The organism is Yoonia sp. SWMV100, from assembly GCF_056108365.1.
Genome location: NZ_JBWBAQ010000004.1, coordinates 388,538 through 406,386 on the forward strand (window position 1 = coordinate 388,538; position 17,849 = coordinate 406,386).

A 17,849-nucleotide genomic window follows, 5' to 3' on the forward strand; every position below is an offset into this window, starting at 1 on the left:
TGATCCATGACGGAAATGGTCTTTGGGGCGGTCCCGGTGCAATCCGGCGACCCAGTTCTACCTAGATGGTGGCGCACAATTGATAAATGGACCTTGTCCTGCATCTTGACCTTGTTTGGTATCGGTTTGCTGTTGGGGCTGGCGTCGTCGCCGCCTTTGGCGTCCAAAAATGGCCTTCCGCCGTTTTACTATGTCAGTCGCCAGGCGTTCTTTGGCGGATTGGCGATGGTTGTGATGTTTGCAACGTCGATGATGTCACCAACGCTGGTGCGGCGTCTGGCCGTTATGGGGTTCTTGGGGGCGTTTGCGGCCTTGGTGATGCTGCCCGTGTTTGGAACCGATTTTGGCAAAGGTGCAACACGCTGGTATTCGCTTGGCTTTGCGTCGGTGCAGCCTTCCGAATTTTTGAAGCCGGGATTTATCGTCATGTCCGCTTGGCTTTTTGCGGCGTCGCAGCAGTTGGGGGGGCCACCCGGTAAGGTGTATTCCTTTGCTTTGACGATCGTGATTGTTTTGATCCTCGCGATGCAGCCCGACTTTGGGCAAGCCTGCCTGATCCTGTTTTCGTGGGGTGTTATGTATTTTGTGGCGGGCGCGCCCATGGTTATTCTGATCGTGCTTGCGGGGTTGGTTGTTGTTGGCGGTACCTTTGCCTATAGCGCGTCCGAGCATTTTGCCCGCCGAATTGACGGGTTTTTATCCGCGGAAATCGACCCCACAACGCAGCTGGGTTATGCGACCAATGCCATTCGCGAAGGCGGGTTTTTTGGGGTCGGTGTCGGTGAGGGGCAGGTCAAATGGTCGCTACCCGATGCGCACACCGATTTTATCATCGCCGTTGCTGCCGAAGAATACGGTTTGATCTGCGTTCTTGTGATCATCGCACTTTATACCGTGATTGTTGTGCGGTCATTGTTGCGTCTGATGAAAGAGCGTGACCCGTTTATCCGTCTGGCGGGTACGGGGCTGGCCTGTGTATTCGGCGTGCAGGCGATGATCAACATGGGCGTTGCCGTCCGGCTGCTTCCTGCCAAGGGAATGACGCTACCGTTTGTGTCTTATGGTGGGTCGTCGTTGATCGCGGGCGGCATTACTGTTGGGATGCTGCTGGCCTTTACCCGGTCGCGACCGCAAGGCGCGATGGGCGACATTTTATTACGTAGGGCAAACCGATGAAAGCACCACTGCTGATTATCGCCGCAGGCGGCACGGGCGGTCATATGTTCCCCGCCCAAGCTCTGGCCGAAGCGATGTTGGAAAAAGGCTGGCGCGTGCGCCTGTCAACCGATGCGCGCGGCGCCCGGTATACGTCCGGTTTCCCGGATGCGGTCGCGGTCAATGTGGTTGGCAGTGCGACGTTTGCACGTGGCGGCATTGTGCAAAAAATTGCGGTGCCGTTTCGTATTTTAGGCGGAATTGCTGCGGCCAAATGGCGGATGCTTTGGGACCGTCCCGCTGTTGTCGTGGGCTTTGGCGGGTATCCGGCCATTCCGGCGATGACGGCCGCGTGGGCATTACGGGTGCCACGCATGATCCACGAACAAAACGGTGTTTTGGGGCGCGTGAACCAGTTGTTTGCCAAGCGTGTGAACAAGGTCGCTTGCGGCACGTGGCCAACCGCGCTGCCATCCGGCGTTGAAGGCGTGCACACGGGTAACCCGGTTCGTGCGGCTGTGCTTGAACGGGCAGGCGCCCCCTATATTCCGCCCGGTGACTACCCGATGTCTATCGTGGTCTTGGGTGGCAGTCAGGGCGCGCGGATCATGTCGGATATTGTGCCGCCTGCCATTTCTGCGTTGCCCGAACATATCCGGCGCAACGTACGCGTCAGTCATCAGGCCCGTGCAGAGGATCTGGAACGGGTCACAAATTACTACCGCAACGAACTGATTTCGGCGGATGTGCAGACGTTTTTTGCCGATGTACCCGACCGGATGGCCGAGGCGCAGTTGGTCATCTCGCGGTCGGGCGCGTCAACCGTTGCAGACGTCAGCATTATTGGCCGGCCCGCGATTTGGGTGCCCTACGCCCAAGCGGTGCGTGACGAGCAAACAGCAAACGCCCGCCAATTGGTAGATAGCGGTGCATCGGTGATGATGCATGAACCCGAATTCGAGGTCGCGCCGCTGACCGCAATGCTTGAAAAACTTTTGTCGGATGACGCAGCCTCACGGAAAATGGCGCAGACCGCTGTTGCCTGTAGTGTGCCAGACGCGACGGCGCGCTTGGTGAAACTGGTCGAAGAACTTGCCCCGAAGGCCCAATAATGATGGATGGAAGCCACGCGATGAATGCTGCAACAAAATTGCCTTTGGATGTTGGTCCGATCCACTTTGTGGGGATTGGCGGCATTGGGATGTCCGGGATTGCCGAAGTCCTGATTAACCATGGCTATACGGTGCAGGGTTCTGACCTGAAGGCGTCCAAAATTACCGACCGCCTGAAAACGCTGGGCGCGACAATTTTTGAAGGTCAGCGCGCCGAAAATTTAGAAGGCGCACATGTGATTGTGATTTCATCCGCGATCAAGCCGGGCAATCCTGAATTGGACGCGGCCCGCGCCAAAGGTTTGCCCGTCGTGCGCCGTGCCGAAATGTTGGCGGAATTGATGCGCCTGAAATCCAACATCGCTATTGCCGGCACCCACGGTAAAACAACCACCACGACAATGGTTGCCGCCCTGCTGGACGAAGGCGGAATTGACCCCACAGTGATCAATGGCGGGATTATTCATGCCTATGGATCAAACGCGCGTATGGGCCAAGGCGAATGGATGGTGGTCGAGGCCGACGAATCAGACGGCACCTTTAACCGCCTGCCTGCGACAATTGCGATTGTCACCAATATTGACCCTGAACACATGGAGCATTGGGGCACCATCGAAAATTTGCGCCAAGGATTTTACGATTTTGTGTCGAACATTCCGTTCTACGGTTTGGCGGTTTGCTGCACTGATCACCCTGAAGTGCAGGCGCTTGTCGGCCGGATTACCGATCGCCGTGTGAAGACATTTGGGTTTAACGCCCAAGCCGACGTGCGGGCGATCAACCTGACATACAAGGCAGGGCAGGCGCATTTTGACATCGCGCTTCAGGACGAAGGTACAGTGATCGAAGGCTGCGTGCTTCCGATGCCGGGCGATCACAACGTATCGAACGCCTTGGCCGCTGTTGGTGTGGCACGTCATCTGGGCATGAAGAAAGACGAAATTCGGTCGGCGTTGGCCGGGTTCAAGGGCGTGAACCGCCGGTTTACCAAAGTTGGTGAAGTCAACGGCGTCACCATCATTGACGACTACGGACACCACCCTGTTGAAATTGCCGCAGTCCTCAAAGCTGCGCGTCAGGCGACATCCGGCCGCGTTATTGCTGTGCACCAACCGCATCGGTTCAGCCGTCTTTCGCACCATTTCGAAGATTTCTGTACGTGCTTTAACGACGCGGATGTCGTTGGCATTTCTGATATTTTCTCGGCGGGCGAAGACCCGATTCCAGGCGCGGGACGCGATGATCTGGTGGCTGGATTGATCCGGCACGGGCATCGCCACGCACGCAGCGTCGAATCCGAGGAAGATCTGGAACGGCTTGTACGCGAGCAGTGTAACCCTGGTGATATGGTTGTCTGCCTTGGCGCAGGGACGATCAGCGCGTGGGCCAACCGTTTACCGGAACGTCTGCAGGCGTAACGGCGAAGCGCGGTGCAGGTTTTTGTTTGGATCAGAAGGTTGTGGGTGTTGCGCAACGCAGGCGCAGTACCCCCTGTCGCGGACCGGCTGGACACGAAGGTAGTTGTGTGATCGACCCTCTTTTTGCGGTTTTGTTGTGGTGGGTCGTCGCGATCGTCATGCGCTTGGTCCCGTCACGGGACAACCATTGGCAGCGCGCCTACATCCTGATCGGTCTGGGCATCCCGTTGGTGATTTGGGTCGCCGTCACGCATAACATTTTGGTCGGGTTGGTCGTTCTGGTTTCTGGTGCCTCGGTTGTGCGGTGGCCGATTTATTACCTGTTTCGGTGGATCAAACAAAAAACGCGCGGGTCTTAGTTTTACATGTGGGCACCTTGGCAGTAAAAAGCCAAAAAATGTGATTGAGAGGGAGCAGCATGGATCTGCCAAATGTACGTGGCACGCTGACTGCCAACCGCCCCTTGGCAGACCTGACATGGATGCGCGTCGGTGGCCCGGCAGAGGTTTTGTTTCAGCCTGCCGACCTTGATGACCTGACCACGTTTTTGGGGGCGCTGCACGAAACTGTTCCTGTGTTCCCGATGGGGGTCGGTAGCAATCTGATCGTGCGCGATGGTGGCATTAGCGGCGTGGTGGTCCGGCTTGGGCGCGGCTTTAACGCGATTGACGTCGTGGGCGACGAGGTGGTGGCCGGGGCTGCCGCATTGGATGCGCATGTGGCACGTAAGGCGGCAGACGCTGGGCGCGATCTGACATTTTTACGGACCATTCCGGGCACGATTGGCGGCGCAGTCCGGATGAATGCGGGCTGCTACGGGTCATATGTCGCCGACGTTTTGACATCGGTAACTGTTGTCTTGCGTGATGGTAAGGTGACCGAGATGCCCGCCGACGCGCTGAAATTCGCCTACCGCAGCAGCGTTCTTCCTGACGGGGCAATTGTTGTTGGCGCACGCTTTGCGGCACCCCATGGTGATCCAGAAGCACTGGCAGACCGCATGGCCGATCAGTTGGTCAAACGCGACGAAAGCCAACCCACCAAAGACCGCACCGCGGGCTCTACGTTTCGCAATCCTGCGGGTTTTTCAAGCACGGGGCGTGCGGATGATCTGCATGACCTGAAGGCGTGGAAAGTCATCGACAATGCCGGAATGCGCGGCGCGACCCTTGGCGGGGCTGTGATGAATGAGAAACACTCGAACTTTCTAACCAATGCGGGTGGGGCGACTGCCGCCGATCTTGAAGATTTGGGCGAACGCGTGCGGAAAAAGGTTTACGCTTCGCAAGCAATCACGCTAGAGTGGGAAATTATGCGGGTGGGTCACCGTTTGGAAGCCGACCCCGTAAAATAAATGGCCAAATAATGGACTGATCCACAAAGGATCACACTAAATGACGGGTCGCAAAGACCCGCGAAAGAGGCGGTAGGGTATGTCGAGCAGGGCAAACCCGAAAGGTGGAGACGAATTCGGTCTGGTTGTTGCTGCGCGCTTTGATGTGCGGCACTGTCGGCGCGATTCCGAGACAGCTTTGCGGGACACAACATGTGAAGTGATCGTGACCGATGCCGGGCGCGCCAATCTGGCGTCCGCGCAGGAAGCGTGTGTTTGGGTGCATGAGGTGTCGCCATGCGACGTTTGATCCGGCGCCCTGCGCACAACGCTCCTTATGATCCTGCGCCTTCGCGTTTGGGATATCGCTATCAGCGCCTGATGCTCACGCCGGGCTTTCGCGGCACCGTGCGGGTTGGTTTGCCGATCTTGCTGATCGCTGCAATCGCGGGGTCACATTTTTCAAAGGCCGAAAACCGCGCCGCAGTTGTCGCCAAGATCGAGGCAACAAAGCAAAGCTTTCAAACCCGTCCGCAGTTTATGGTCAAGGCGTTTACAATTACCGGTGCTGATCAGGCGACGATGACACAGGTCATCGCGCTTTTGCCGACCGCGTTCCCTGTTTCGTCTTTTGATCTCGATCTCGAGCAAACGCGCCGCGAAATCGAGATGCTGGATCCGGTAAAATCAGCGGCGGTGCGTGTTGGTCCTGCGGGTACGCTGGAAATCCGTTTGGTGCCGCGGGTGCCTGCGGCATTGTGGCGGGACGGTGGCGTCTTGCGGTTGATCGACGGGGATGGGGCGATGTCCGGCACTGTGACGTCGCGCGCGGATCGCCCTGATCTGCCTTTGATCGCCGGTGATGGCGCTGAACAGCATATCAAAGAGGCGATCGCACTGTACGTTGGCGCAGGCCCATTGCAGTCGCGTGTGCGCGGGCTGGTCCGTATGGGCGAACGGCGCTGGGATCTTGTACTGGACCGCGACCAACGCATTTTGCTTCCAGATGTCGGTGCCGTTCAGGCGCTTGACCGTGTTGTCGCGCTGAACGGTGCGCAGGATATGTTGGATCGTGATGTGGTGGTTGTCGATATGCGCAATGCCAGCCGCCCCACCTTGCGGATGAACGAAGAAGCGGTCGCTGCGATGCGCCGTACAAATGAAACAGTAACAATAAACGGGGCCAGCCACTGATGGGCGATGTATACGATAGCCAGCGCGCAATGCGCCAAATGCGCAAAGCAGCGATGCAGCGCGGTGTCGTCGCGGTTCTTGATGTGGGAACGTCGAAAATCGCGTGTCTGGTGCTGCGGTTTGATGGCCCGGAACAATTCCGCAGTGTCGATGGCGTGGGTTCGATGGCGGGTCAGTCACAGTTCCGCGTCATCGGGGCTGCAACAACCCGGTCGCGCGGTGTGCGTTTCGGCGAAGTCGATGCAATGCAAGAGACCGAGCGCGCCATCCGGACTGTGGTTCAGGCGGCGCAAAAAATGGCCAAGGTCCGCGTCGATCACGTGATTGCCGGGCTTTCGGGCGCACATCCGCGGTCTTATGGGCTGGACGGGGCACTGGACGTTGCGGGCGGAATGGTGACAGAGCAAGACATCAGCCAGGTTATGGCAAATTGTGATGTCCCCGATTACGGGGCGGGCCGCGAAGTTTTGCACGCGCAACCGGTCAATTTTGCGCTCGACAACCGGTCTGGGCTTGCTGATCCACGTGGGCAGATCGGGCATAAACTGACCACGGACATGCACATGCTGACGGTCGATGCGGCTGCGCTGCAAAACCTGTTTTATTGTATCAAGCGGTGCGACCTCGAACTGGCCGGGCTGGCATCGTCGGCTTATGTGTCGGGGATGTCGTCACTGGTTGAGGACGAGCAAGAGCTGGGCGCGGCCTGTATTGATCTTGGTGGCGGGTCGACCGGAATTTCGGTGTTTATGAAAAAGCACATGATCTTTGCAGATTCCGTACGCATGGGCGGTGACCACGTCACATCCGACATTTCCATGGGGCTGCAAATTCCTGCCGCTACCGCAGAGCGCATCAAAACATTCTATGGTGGTGTTGTTGCCACGGGGATGGACGACCGTGAAATGATTGAAATCGGCGGTGACACCGGGGACTGGGAACATGACCGTCGCACAGTATCGCGTGCAGAATTGATCGGCATCATGCGCCCCCGCGTCGAAGAGATTTTGGAAGAGGTCCGGACCCGTCTGGATGCCGCAGGATTTGAACATCTGCCAAGCCAACAAATCGTGCTGACCGGTGGCGGCAGCCAAATACCGGGCCTTGACGGATTGGCGAGTAAGATTTTGGGCCAGCAAGTCAGGCTAGGGCGTCCGCTGCGGGTGCAGGGTCTTCCGCAGGCTGCCATCGGTCCGGCGTTTTCCAGCGCGGTCGGGCTGACATTGTTCGCCGCCAACCCGCAAGATGAATGGTGGGATTTTGAAATTCCAGCAGATCGCTATCCCGCGCGATCGCTGAAAAGGGCCGTAAAATGGTTTAAGGATAACTGGTAATACGCAAGATATCGCCGATAGCCCGAAATCAAGCGGGAAAGGCGTAAAAAATGTCCAGATTTGGTGTCATTTTTGTGTTTTCCCCGTGACCTTTCGGCATCATGCGGCTAAGATCGCGATAATAAGCAGTCAGGCGCCCGGTGGGACGGGCTCATAATAAACAGGCGGATCACGTTATGGCACTGAATCTTTCCCTCCCTGGGCACGAAGAACTGAAACCTCGGATCACCGTTTTTGGTGTTGGCGGGGCGGGCGGAAACGCCGTTAACAACATGATTGAAAAAGAGCTTGAGGGCGTGGAGTTCGTTGTTGCGAACACCGATGCACAGGCTTTGCAGCAATCGCGTGCAAGCTCCAAAATCCAGATGGGCCTGAAGGTCACCGAAGGTTTGGGTGCAGGCGCACGCCCAACTGTTGGCGCTGCTGCGGCAGAAGAAAGCATCGAACAGATTGTTGACCACCTTGCGGGCGCGCACATGTGCTTTATCACTGCCGGGATGGGGGGCGGCACCGGGACAGGTGCGGCGCCAATCATCGCGCAAGCAGCCCGTGAATTGGGCGTTCTGACTGTTGGCGTTGTCACAAAGCCATTCCAGTTCGAAGGCGCAAAGCGCATGAAGCAGGCTGATGCAGGTATCGAAGCCCTGCAAAAGGTCGTGGATACGCTGATCATCATTCCGAACCAGAACCTGTTCCGTTTGGCCAATGAAAATACGACATTTACCGAAGCTTTCGCCCTTGCAGATGACGTTCTGTACCAAGGTGTGAAAGGTGTGACCGACCTGATGGTCCGTCCGGGCCTGATCAACCTCGACTTTGCTGATGTTCGCGCCGTAATGGACGAAATGGGCAAGGCGATGATGGGTACTGGCGAGGCCGAGGGTGAAAACCGCGCGGTCCAGGCTGCCGAAAAGGCGATTGCGAACCCGCTGCTGGACGAAATCAGTCTGGTTGGTGCAAAAGGCGTCCTGATCAACATCACTGGTTCGCACGATTTGACACTGTTCGAACTCGACGAAGCAGCGAACAAAATTCGCGAAAAGGTCGACCCAGAAGCAAACATCATTGTCGGTTCGACGCTGGACACCAGCATGGAAGGCCGGATGCGTGTGTCGGTCGTGGCGACAGGCATCGACGCCGCCGTGTCCAACGCAGATACACCGCTGCCACGTCGCAGCATGGCTGCCCCCTTGGCACAATCGGTTGCTGCCGAAGCACCTGCCGCGCAGCCAGCACCGGCACCCGTCGCTGAGCCCGTTGCCGTGCAGGCCCCTGTTCAGGAGCGTTCGTTGTTCCAGGACTTGGATTTGCCGACTTCAGCACCAGCGCGCCAGCCCGCTGCGTTTGCGGCGCAGCCAGCGCCCGCTGCCCAGCAGCGCCCGGCAGCCTCTGCGGATGACCTGCCAGCGCCGGCATACAGCCCGCGCCCAGAGCCAACGTTGACACAGGCTGACAGTTTCGTCGCGCCACGTGCGCCCGGAACACCATCGGCCGAGGCGCTTGCCCGTTTGCAAGCCGCCGTTAACCGTGTGCCAAAGCAGCATGAACAACCGCAACACCAGCCGCGTGCATCCATGCAAGCACCTGCCGAGGCCGAAAAGCCACGTTTCGGGATCAACTCTTTGATCAACCGCATGACCGGCGCACAGGCCGAGGCGGGTTCACACCAACCCGCGCGCGTGCAGCCGCAGGTCACACCGTTGCATCAAGAGCCGGAAGCGCACGAAGACCAGGACCGCATCGAAATCCCAGCGTTCCTGCGTCGTCAGGCTAACTAAGCGGCGTCAATGCTGCAGTGCAACGTAACGTCACAAAAAAACAAAAGGTCGCCGCAAGGCGGCCTTTTTTCGTTCAGGCAAAGGTGTTTGCAGTTGCAGCCCGAAAACCAGCAAGAAATTGCTTCACGATGTTTCAGACCGTCGCAAAGAGTGAGTTGAGCCCGCGCGCATAGACTTTTACATAGGGTCCGTAAGAAACTGAAAAGGCGCGGCTCTCTGTGCAGACGACACTGAAATCACAGGTTACTTTTGATGGCATCGGATTGCATTCCGGCGCCCCTGTACGTGTTGTGCTGCACCCTGCCTGCGCCAACAGTGGCGTCGTGTTCCGGCGTGTTGATCTGCCGTTGCAGCCTGTGTTGCAAGCAAAGTGGGATTCTGTTGTGGTTTCTCCGCTAAACACACGGTTGATTAATGACGATGGTGTGACTGTATCAACAATCGAACATCTGATGGCGGCATTATCGGGCTGTGGTGTGCATAACGTTGTGGTGGACATTGACGGCCCAGAAGTACCGATTCTAGACGGCAGCGCCGCCGAATTTGTACGGGGCATCGTTCATGTCGGGATAACCCGTCTGTCCGCACCGCTGCGCGCGATCGAGGTGCTAAAGGACGTGTTGGTCGCTGATGGTCCGGCCTATGCCAAATTGGCGCCGGCGACGACATTACAAATCGATTTCGAAATCGACTTTGCTGACGCGGCGATTGGCCAGCAGCATAAAACCTTGAACATGGCGAACGGAACGTTTGTGCGCGAACTGTGTGACAGCCGGACGTTCTGTCGGTCTGCGGATGTCGATATGATGCGCGCAAATGGTCTGGCGCTGGGTGGCACAATCGAAAATGCCGTGGTTGTTGATGGCGACAAGGTACTGACGCCGGGCGGTTTGCGCCACCAAGACGAAGCTGTGCGCCATAAAATGCTGGATGCGTTGGGTGATCTGTACACCGCTGGCGCACCTATTTTGGGTCGATACACCGGCGCACGTGCCGGACATGCGATGACCAACCGTTTGCTGCGCGCACTTTTTGCTGATGCCACTGCATGGCGTTGGGTCAATTGCGATGCAAATATTGCATCACGTTTGCCCGGTGTGGGTGTCAGCATCGCGGATCTGTATGCGGTTGCATAAGCAACTGTTAAAGTGTTGATCGTGCGATGCTCAAAAGGCATTTTGCCCCCGATTTTTCTATGCTAGACCCATCGCGAACAGTGGGCGAAGCCGCATGCGGCAAGCGCAGATAATATGAGGTCGCAGTTATGTCAGCCAATTTGCACATAAAACGCAATGTTGTGCGTTTCGGCGCAGCGGTGGCCTTGGCTCTTTTGGCGGCCTGTAGTGGCGGCAATTCTGATGCGGCGTTGGACGCGCTGACCGCCGAACAAATCTTTGCGCGTGGCGAACAGCAAATTGCACAGGGCAAAGCCGACGACGCGGCCTTCACTTTCGGCGAAATCGAGCGGCTTTATCCCTATTCCGAGCTTGCGCAGCGTGGCTTGATTATGCAGGCATTTGCCTATCACAAGGACGAAGACTATCCCAATAGCCGCGCATCTGCGCAGCGATTTCTTGACTTTTACCCAGCGGAACAAGATGCGCCTTACGCGGCCTACCTGCTTGCGCTGTCGTATTACGACCAGATTGACGATGTGGGGCGCGATCAGGGCCTGACGTTCCAAGCCTTGCAAGCCCTGCGGGCGGTGATCGAGACCTATCCAAACAGTGAATATGCCCGTAGTGCGATCCTGAAATTTGATTTGGCGTTTGACCATTTGGCGGCCAAAGAAATGGAAATCGGGCGGTATTATCTTAAACGGGGGCACTATGCTGCCGCTGCGACCCGGTTCCGTACTGTTGTCGAAGATTTTCAAACGACCACACATACCGCCGAGGCGCTGCACCGGCTGGTCGAATGCTATTTGTCACTGGGTCTCACGGACGAGGCGCAAAGCGCCGGTGCGATATTGGGGCATAATTACCAGTCGACCGATTGGTATGCGTCAAGCTATGCATTGCTGACCGGGCAGGGCCTGTCGGCCGACGTGTCAGGTGATAACTGGCTGTCGTCAATCTATCGTCAGGTTTTGCGCGGTGAATGGATTTAGGCCAGAAACTCAGGGGCGACCATGCTGCGCGGCCTAGATATTCGTGACATGCTGATTATTGATCGGTTGGAACTCGCGTTTCAACCGGGTCTGAATGTGCTGACAGGTGAAACCGGGGCGGGTAAATCCATTCTGCTTGATTCCTTGGGTTTTGTACTTGGGTGGCGTGGGCGCGCCGAATTGGTGCGACAAGGTGCCGACCAAGGCGAAGTGACGGCGTGGTTCGACCTGCCCGTCGATCACCCCGCCCGCACTGTTCTTGATGATGCTGGAATCAGTGCTGGTGACGAACTTATCCTAAGGCGCATCAATACGCGGGACGGGCGCAAGACCGCGTGGGTCAATGACCGCAGGGTCAGCGGTGATGTTCTGCGTGCGCTTTCTGATACGCTGGTTGAACTGCATGGCCAACATGACGACCGCGGGCTTTTGAATCCCCGCGGACACCGGCAGATGTTGGACACCTTTGCCGAACTTGACGCGGACTTGCAGAAAACGCGCGCCGCATGGCGTCAGTTGGCAACGGCGCGGCACGCGCTCGCCGAAGCCGAGGCGCAGATCGCTGCTGCCCAAGCCGAGGAAGAGTACCTGCGTCATGCCGTTGCCGAATTAGATGCCCTTGCGCCCGAAGTGGGCGAAGAAGCGACCCTCGACACGCAGCGCCGCACGATGCAATCAGCCGCGCGGATACGCGGCGATATCAACAAAGCCGCTGAGGCGCTTGGCCTGAATGGCGCCGAAGGGCTGGTTTCGGATGCGTCCCGCTGGTTACAGGGTGTGGCAGATCTGGCGGACGGGCGGGTCGAGGAACCGCTTGCGGCAATCGAACGTGCTATGCTGGCACTGGATGACGCGCAAACCGGGGTAAGCAAATGCCTGGACGCACTGTCGTTCAACACCGCGGAGCTTGAGGATATCGAAGAGCGCTTGTTTGCCATTCGTGGTCTGGCGCGCAAACACGGTGTCCAAGCGGACGAACTGCGCAAGTTTGCGGATGATTTGCGTGGGCGGCTTGCGGTGCTGGACGACGGTGCCCGCGACATCAAGGTGCTGACCGGGAATTTGCAGACGGCACAGGCGATCTATGACGCGGGTGCAACGGACCTGACCGAAAAACGCGTGAAGGCCGCGAATGCGCTGGATACGGCAATGGCGGCAGAGCTTGCGCCTCTTAAAATGGAGCGTGCTGTCTTTGCTACAGAGGTGACACGTGCCGAGCCTGGACCGGACGGCGTCGACGCCGTGGCCTTTGCGGTTGCGACCAACCCTGGCGCACCCGCCGGGCCGCTGAACAAGATCGCCTCTGGCGGGGAACTTAGTCGGTTTTTGCTGGCACTCAAAGTTTGCCTGACGCAGGCCAGTTCCGGGCTGACGATGATTTTTGACGAAATCGATCGTGGCGTGGGTGGCGCGACGGCAGATGCGGTTGGTCGTCGTTTGGCCGACCTTGCCGCAGGCGGTCAGGTTCTTGTCGTGACGCATTCGCCGCAAGTGGCGGCATTGGGCGGCCACCATTGGCGTGTCGAAAAACACCAGGACAATGATACAACAACGTCAACGGTTGTTCCGCTTGATTACGATGCCCGCATTGACGAAATTGCACGGATGCTATCAGGGGATCGCGTCACCGATGCCGCCAGAGAAGCCGCAAAAGCATTGATCTTACCCTGAATTGAATTAGGGGCAGCGTACATCACCGCTTACGGCAACACATGTACACCGCCCCTAGCACAATGGTTTACCCAACCTACTCACTAAGCGCGCATCACGGCCACTCACCTCCGTGACGCGCAAGCAAAAATGTCCCTAGAAAAGTAAGCAAACATACTTTTCTTTTAACGCGCGACGATCATTCAAAACGAACTACGGTCACACCAACTTGTTACGCACCTAGGTCTAACTGACCTACACCGTTACAATTAGCGGATGCGCGACGCTGTGAGCAACCTGTCCCAAAGTATGTCAAGGTAACTTACCTAAGTTGTATTATGAAATCCTTGCATCCCTAGGGTTGGGTGCGCATGAATAAAACAACGCTGATTGCTTCCAAGGCAAAGTCCGGCTGCCAAGAAATGTGAATAACATATTGAAACATATAAAGACTTTCATGATATGGGCGATTGATCTGTTGGACGCGCCTTAAGGAAATTGAGTCTAAAAAATTTACACGCGTCGTGATCAACGTGAATTCGCTCGCATTTCTATGAACTAAATTTTTAAATTGTTGAAAGTAAAAGACGTTTTGCGCCGTTATCGCGATACTTGACGGCAGGTTTCACGGCGTTTTTCGTGCGATTATTGCGCACACGCTGGGATTCGCGACTCAGGTGCAACATAGACAGGTGTCCGGGGGGCTTCCTATTGGACAGATGATGCGTATGGCATAGACGTGGCTTTAGCGCGTTCGCGTCGCTGATGTGATAATGGGTAGGAAAGCAATCTGCATGGGACGGTCCGTCAAACCACTCATCTCCCAAGGGATTACGACCGCTAAAGCAAGTTGCAGTGAAGCAATCCGTGTTATCAAGACACGTGGTCCAACCCAGATTCAGTTTTGGTTTATTGCCTTGGCGATCGGAATCGGCGCGGGGGTTGCATCGTTGTTGTTCCGTCTTGGAATCGGTGCGCTGCAATCGTTGTTGTATGGCACGGACGATATTGCCCATCTGCACAGCTTTATCGCGGGCCTTGCGTGGTACCAGATCGTGTTGATCCCTGTTTGCGGCGGTCTGATCGTCGGGTTGATTTTAGATCGGTTCACCGATGACGGGCGCGCCAGATCTGTTGCCGACGTGGTTGAAAGCGCGGCGTTGAACGAAGGCAGGGTCGAGGTGCGGCGCGGGATCGCGTCTGCGCTTGCATCGCTGGTGACGTTATCTTCGGGCGGGTCTACCGGGCGCGAGGGACCGGTGGTGCATATCGCTGCTGTGATTTCTACCATGATATGCCGTTGGATCAACGCCAATGGCATCACCGGGCGTGACCTGCTGGGATGCGCGGTCGCTGCCGCCGTGTCCGCCAGCTTTAACGCGCCGATAGCCGGCGCACTTTTCGCGCTCGAGGTTGTTTTGCGCCATTTTGCAGTGCATGCATTTGCCCCGATTGTGATTGCTTCGGTTGCAGGGACAGTGATCAATCGGCTGGCTTTTGGTGATGTTACGGAATTCGTTTTGCCGGTCCAAAATGCCTTGGCATTCTATGTCGAACTGCCCGCGTTTCTTATCTTGGGTCTGGTGTGCGGTTTGGTTGCCGTTGTTTTGATGAAGGCGGTATTTTGGGCCGATGATTTCGGCAGCTTTGTGCAGCGTGAAACAGGGTTACCGCGATTTTTACGGCCAGCGGTCGCCGGTGCCCTGCTTGGCATTCTTGCAATTTGGTGGCCCCATATCATCGGCGTCGGCTATGAAACGACGTCGGCGGCCTTAAAGGGCGACTTTTTGCTGCATGAGGCGATCATTTTTGGTGTCCTAAAGGTGGTTGCCGTGGCGATTACCATGGGCGGACGAATGGGCGGTGGGGTGTTTTCGCCGTCGTTGATGGTGGGCGCACTGACGGGCCTCGCGTTCGGCACGATCGCCACGGCGATTTTCCCGAATGTATCGGGCGAAGGGACGCTGTATGCGCTGGCTGGAATGGGGGCGGTCGCAGCCGCAGTTCTGGGCGCGCCTATTTCCACCACCTTGATCGTGTTTGAACTGACCGGCGACTGGCAAACAGGTTTGGCTGTCATGGTGGCGGTATCCCTGTCCACAGCACTGTCATCGCGGCTGGTGGATCGGTCGTTCTTTTTAACGCAGTTGGAACGCCGCAATGTCCATCTTGCGGCGGGGCCACAGGCGTATTTGTTGGCAACATTTCGGGTGTCCACAATTATGCGCCCGATCAACACACCGCGCGCAGCCCCAGACGATGCGTGTTGGGACCTAATTCGCGAAGGGCTTTATATTGATGGCAATGCCACGCTTGAACAGGCGATGCCTGTGTTCGAGCGTGGCGGTCACAGCTTTATCCCTGTTGTGACATTGGGCGATGAAGACAGCCCGCCAGAGCTTTGGGGTGCGTTATTTCAGGTCGATGCGCTCAAGGCGATGAACCGTGCGCTATCGGAAACAGCGGCAGAGGAACATTCTTAGCCGGTTATACCTGCTCTATCGCGACCTTATTTGTGTAAAACGCAAGATGGTCTTTGATGGCAGCGACCTCGGGCTTGGGGTCGGTATACGTCCAGACGGCATCCTTGATCGGGCCGCTTTTTGCGACGATCGTGAAATATGACGCGTCACCTTTGTACGGGCAGGTTGATGTGGTTTCTGTCGGCTCGAGAAATGCCATCGCAATGTCGGCGCGTGGGAAGTAAATCACCGGTGGATAGTCACCTTCGGTCAATTCCAACGCATTCTGGCTTTCGCCAAGCACGGCACCGCCAGCACGGACAACCCAAGTTCCATGAGCAGGCGTTATCTGAATATGATCAGCCATCAGCGAAATCCTTTTTCTGTAAGTCGGCAGTCAACTGGACCGCCGTAAATTGGTATGGGTGCACTATGACATTTTCATGTCACAATGGCGCACATGCGGCGATCAGCCAGTGACGCGCAGGCGCATCCAGCCTGTCAGCCAGAAGTGCGACTGTAGCGGCATGATACTGATCAATCCAGTCCCGTTCGGCAGATGAAAGCAACGTCACATCAATTAACCGACGGTCAAGCGGCACATGCGTCAGGGTATCAAACGCCAGCATGCTGCGGTCATCCGCGCCGGGCAACTGGGGGGCAGGGACCACGGTAATCAGGTTTTCAATCCGAATGCCAAATGCGCCTTCGCGGTAATAGCCGGGTTCGTTGGACAGGATCATACCCGCCTGCAAGGCAACCTCTGATCGGCGCGAAATGCCCTGCGGACCTTCGTGGACACTGAGGTAGCTGCCAACGCCGTGACCGGTTCCGTGATCATAATCCTGTCCCGCAAGCCAAAGTGGCGCGCGCGCCAAAGCGTCCAGATGTTGACCGCCGACGCCCTTGGGAAACCGGATTCGGCTGATCGCGACCATCCCCTGCAACACACGCGTGTAGCAGGACCGATGTTCATCGGTTGGCGTGCCCACGATCACAGTGCGGGTAATATCGGTGGTGCCGTCAACATATTGGCCACCGCTATCGATCAACAAAAGTTCGCCGGATTTGACGGGACGGTTGGTATTTTCATTCACGCGGTAATGCACAATCGCACCATTCGGCCCTGCGCCGCAGATCGTTTCAAAACTGATGTCGCGCAGCGCATTTGTCTGGCTGCGAAACCCCTCAAGCGCGGTCACGACGTCGATTTCTGTCAGAGCCCCCGCAGGTGCAGTGGCGTCAAGCCACGCCAGAAACCGGACCATCGCGACGGCATCGCGCGCATGGGCGGCTTTTGCGCCGTCGATTTCCACTGAATTCTTGATTGCCTTGGGCAAAATGCACGGGTCCGTTTCGTGCCGCGTTGCAACGCCCGCCGCATCCAGCGTTTGCGCGATAACAGCCGGACATGACTTTGGATCAATCTGTACGGGTCCCGCAAGCGTGCCGATGTGGCCCAAAAAATCAGCCACATCGTGAATTGTCACGTCAGCGCCCAAATGGTCCCCCAGTTGGGCCGTCTTGCTTGGCATTGTAAACAGCGCGACGTCGCCGGTGGCGTGTAGCACCGCAAATGCGTGCGGCACAGGGTTGCGTGCGATATCCGTGCCGCGCAGATTCAATAGCCACGCGATGCTGTCGGGCAGGGTAATGATCGCTGCATTTGCCTTCATACTCTGTGCGATGCGGGCCCTTTTTGCATCATGCACTTCGCCGGAATGCGCCAGTGAATGTGCCACAAACGGTGCGGCGGGCGGGGCGGGCTGGTCATCCCAAATCGCGTCGACAGGGTTGGCAACGGGGCGCAGCGTGAACTGCGGTAGGCTTTCGCGCAGATCGGCGATTTCCTTGACCGTATGCAACCACGGGTCATAGGCAAGCACACCGCCATCTGGCCGTTGTTCACTTAGCCAGTCGGATAACTGTATTTCCGGCCAGTTAACCGGGGTAAACACATCGGCAACCTCGGCGCGCACCTGCACACGGTAACGTCCGTCCACAAAGACGCCCGCGACATCGGACAATACGACGCAAAACCCTGCTGATCCTGAAAATCCGGTCAACCACGCCAACCGTGCGTCGCGTTCAGCGACATATTCGCCTTGGTGCGCGTCGGCTCGCGGAACCAAAAACGCGTCAACGCCTTCAGCGCGCATTCGGGCACGCAGGGCAGCCAGCCGCGGAGGACCTTGGTCGGGGCTTGATTGCGCCTCAAAAGTTTGCAGCATTGTTGCAGCCTCCCGCTTTGATTTTTCTTGCCGATACGGCCAGCGCCGCGCGATTCAAATTTTTTGAAAACC

The 17,849-nt window shown here is 57.1% G+C and carries 14 protein-coding genes; 12 read left to right on the top strand and 2 right to left on the bottom strand.

From position 1 onward, the window contains the following. The first annotated feature begins 6 nt into the window (after window positions 1–6). The 12 genes from ftsW to ACXJGX_RS11100 all read left to right on the top strand — a co-directional run bounded on the left by ftsW (window position 7) and on the right by ACXJGX_RS11100 (window position 15,567). Window positions 7–1,176, top strand: a complete 1,170-nt coding sequence (ftsW, locus tag ACXJGX_RS11045; protein WP_474781558.1) for a putative lipid II flippase FtsW — start codon at window positions 7–9, stop codon at window positions 1,174–1,176. Beyond that, window positions 1,173–2,267, top strand: coding sequence for a UDP-N-acetylglucosamine--N-acetylmuramyl-(pentapeptide) pyrophosphoryl-undecaprenol N-acetylglucosamine transferase (locus tag ACXJGX_RS11050; protein WP_474781560.1), 1,095 nt, complete (start codon window positions 1,173–1,175; stop codon window positions 2,265–2,267). The genes ftsW and ACXJGX_RS11050 overlap by 4 nt, the downstream gene beginning before the upstream one ends. A 20-nt stretch (window positions 2,268–2,287) precedes the next feature. Next, window positions 2,288–3,685, top strand: coding sequence for a UDP-N-acetylmuramate--L-alanine ligase (murC, locus tag ACXJGX_RS11055; protein ID WP_474781918.1), 1,398 nt, complete (start codon window positions 2,288–2,290; stop codon window positions 3,683–3,685). A gap of 107 nt (window positions 3,686–3,792) precedes the next feature. Further along, the gene (locus tag ACXJGX_RS11060; protein ID WP_474781562.1) at window positions 3,793–4,044 is read left to right on the top strand and encodes a DUF2484 family protein; all 252 of its coding nucleotides are present in this window, start codon (window positions 3,793–3,795) and stop codon (window positions 4,042–4,044) included. A 59-nt stretch (window positions 4,045–4,103) separates the two neighbouring features. Further along, window positions 4,104–5,039: a UDP-N-acetylmuramate dehydrogenase gene (murB, locus tag ACXJGX_RS11065; protein ID WP_474781564.1), complete on the top strand. Its 936-nt coding sequence runs from the start codon at window positions 4,104–4,106 to the stop codon at window positions 5,037–5,039. Between the two features lie 276 nt (window positions 5,040–5,315). After that, window positions 5,316–6,212, top strand: coding sequence for a cell division protein FtsQ/DivIB (locus ACXJGX_RS11070; protein ID WP_474781566.1), 897 nt, complete (start codon window positions 5,316–5,318; stop codon window positions 6,210–6,212). Then, entirely contained in the window at window positions 6,212–7,546 is a 1,335-nt protein-coding gene (ftsA, locus tag ACXJGX_RS11075; protein ID WP_474781568.1) for a cell division protein FtsA, read from the top strand. The genes ACXJGX_RS11070 and ftsA overlap by 1 nt, the downstream gene beginning before the upstream one ends. A 176-nt stretch (window positions 7,547–7,722) precedes the next feature. Beyond that, on the top strand, window positions 7,723–9,324 hold the full coding sequence (gene ftsZ / locus ACXJGX_RS11080) for a cell division protein FtsZ (RefSeq protein ID WP_474781570.1): 1,602 nt from the start codon (window positions 7,723–7,725) through the stop codon (window positions 9,322–9,324). Window positions 9,325–9,542: 218 nt separating this feature from the next. After that, complete coding sequence (gene lpxC / locus ACXJGX_RS11085) at window positions 9,543–10,460, top strand: UDP-3-O-acyl-N-acetylglucosamine deacetylase (protein ID WP_474781572.1); 918 nt, start codon at window positions 9,543–9,545, stop codon at window positions 10,458–10,460. Window positions 10,461–10,588: 128 nt separating this feature from the next. Then, window positions 10,589–11,434, top strand: coding sequence for an outer membrane protein assembly factor BamD (locus ACXJGX_RS11090; RefSeq protein ID WP_474781574.1), 846 nt, complete (start codon window positions 10,589–10,591; stop codon window positions 11,432–11,434). Window positions 11,435–11,455: 21 nt separating this feature from the next. Further along, entirely contained in the window at window positions 11,456–13,105 is a 1,650-nt protein-coding gene (gene recN, locus ACXJGX_RS11095; protein ID WP_474781576.1) for a DNA repair protein RecN, read from the top strand. 773 nt (window positions 13,106–13,878) lie between these two features. Beyond that, on the top strand, window positions 13,879–15,567 hold the full coding sequence (locus ACXJGX_RS11100) for a chloride channel protein (RefSeq protein WP_474781578.1): 1,689 nt from the start codon (window positions 13,879–13,881) through the stop codon (window positions 15,565–15,567). A 4-nt stretch (window positions 15,568–15,571) separates the two neighbouring features. On the opposite strand, the gene ACXJGX_RS11105 is transcribed toward ACXJGX_RS11100, so the two are convergent. Beyond that, a complete protein-coding gene (locus tag ACXJGX_RS11105) occupies window positions 15,572–15,913 on the bottom strand; it encodes a DUF427 domain-containing protein (protein ID WP_474781580.1) in 342 nt (113 codons plus the stop codon). A gap of 79 nt (window positions 15,914–15,992) precedes the next feature. Continuing rightward, window positions 15,993–17,777, bottom strand: coding sequence for an aminopeptidase P family protein (locus ACXJGX_RS11110; RefSeq protein WP_474781582.1), 1,785 nt, complete (start codon window positions 17,775–17,777; stop codon window positions 15,993–15,995). Window positions 17,778–17,849 lie beyond the last annotated feature (72 nt).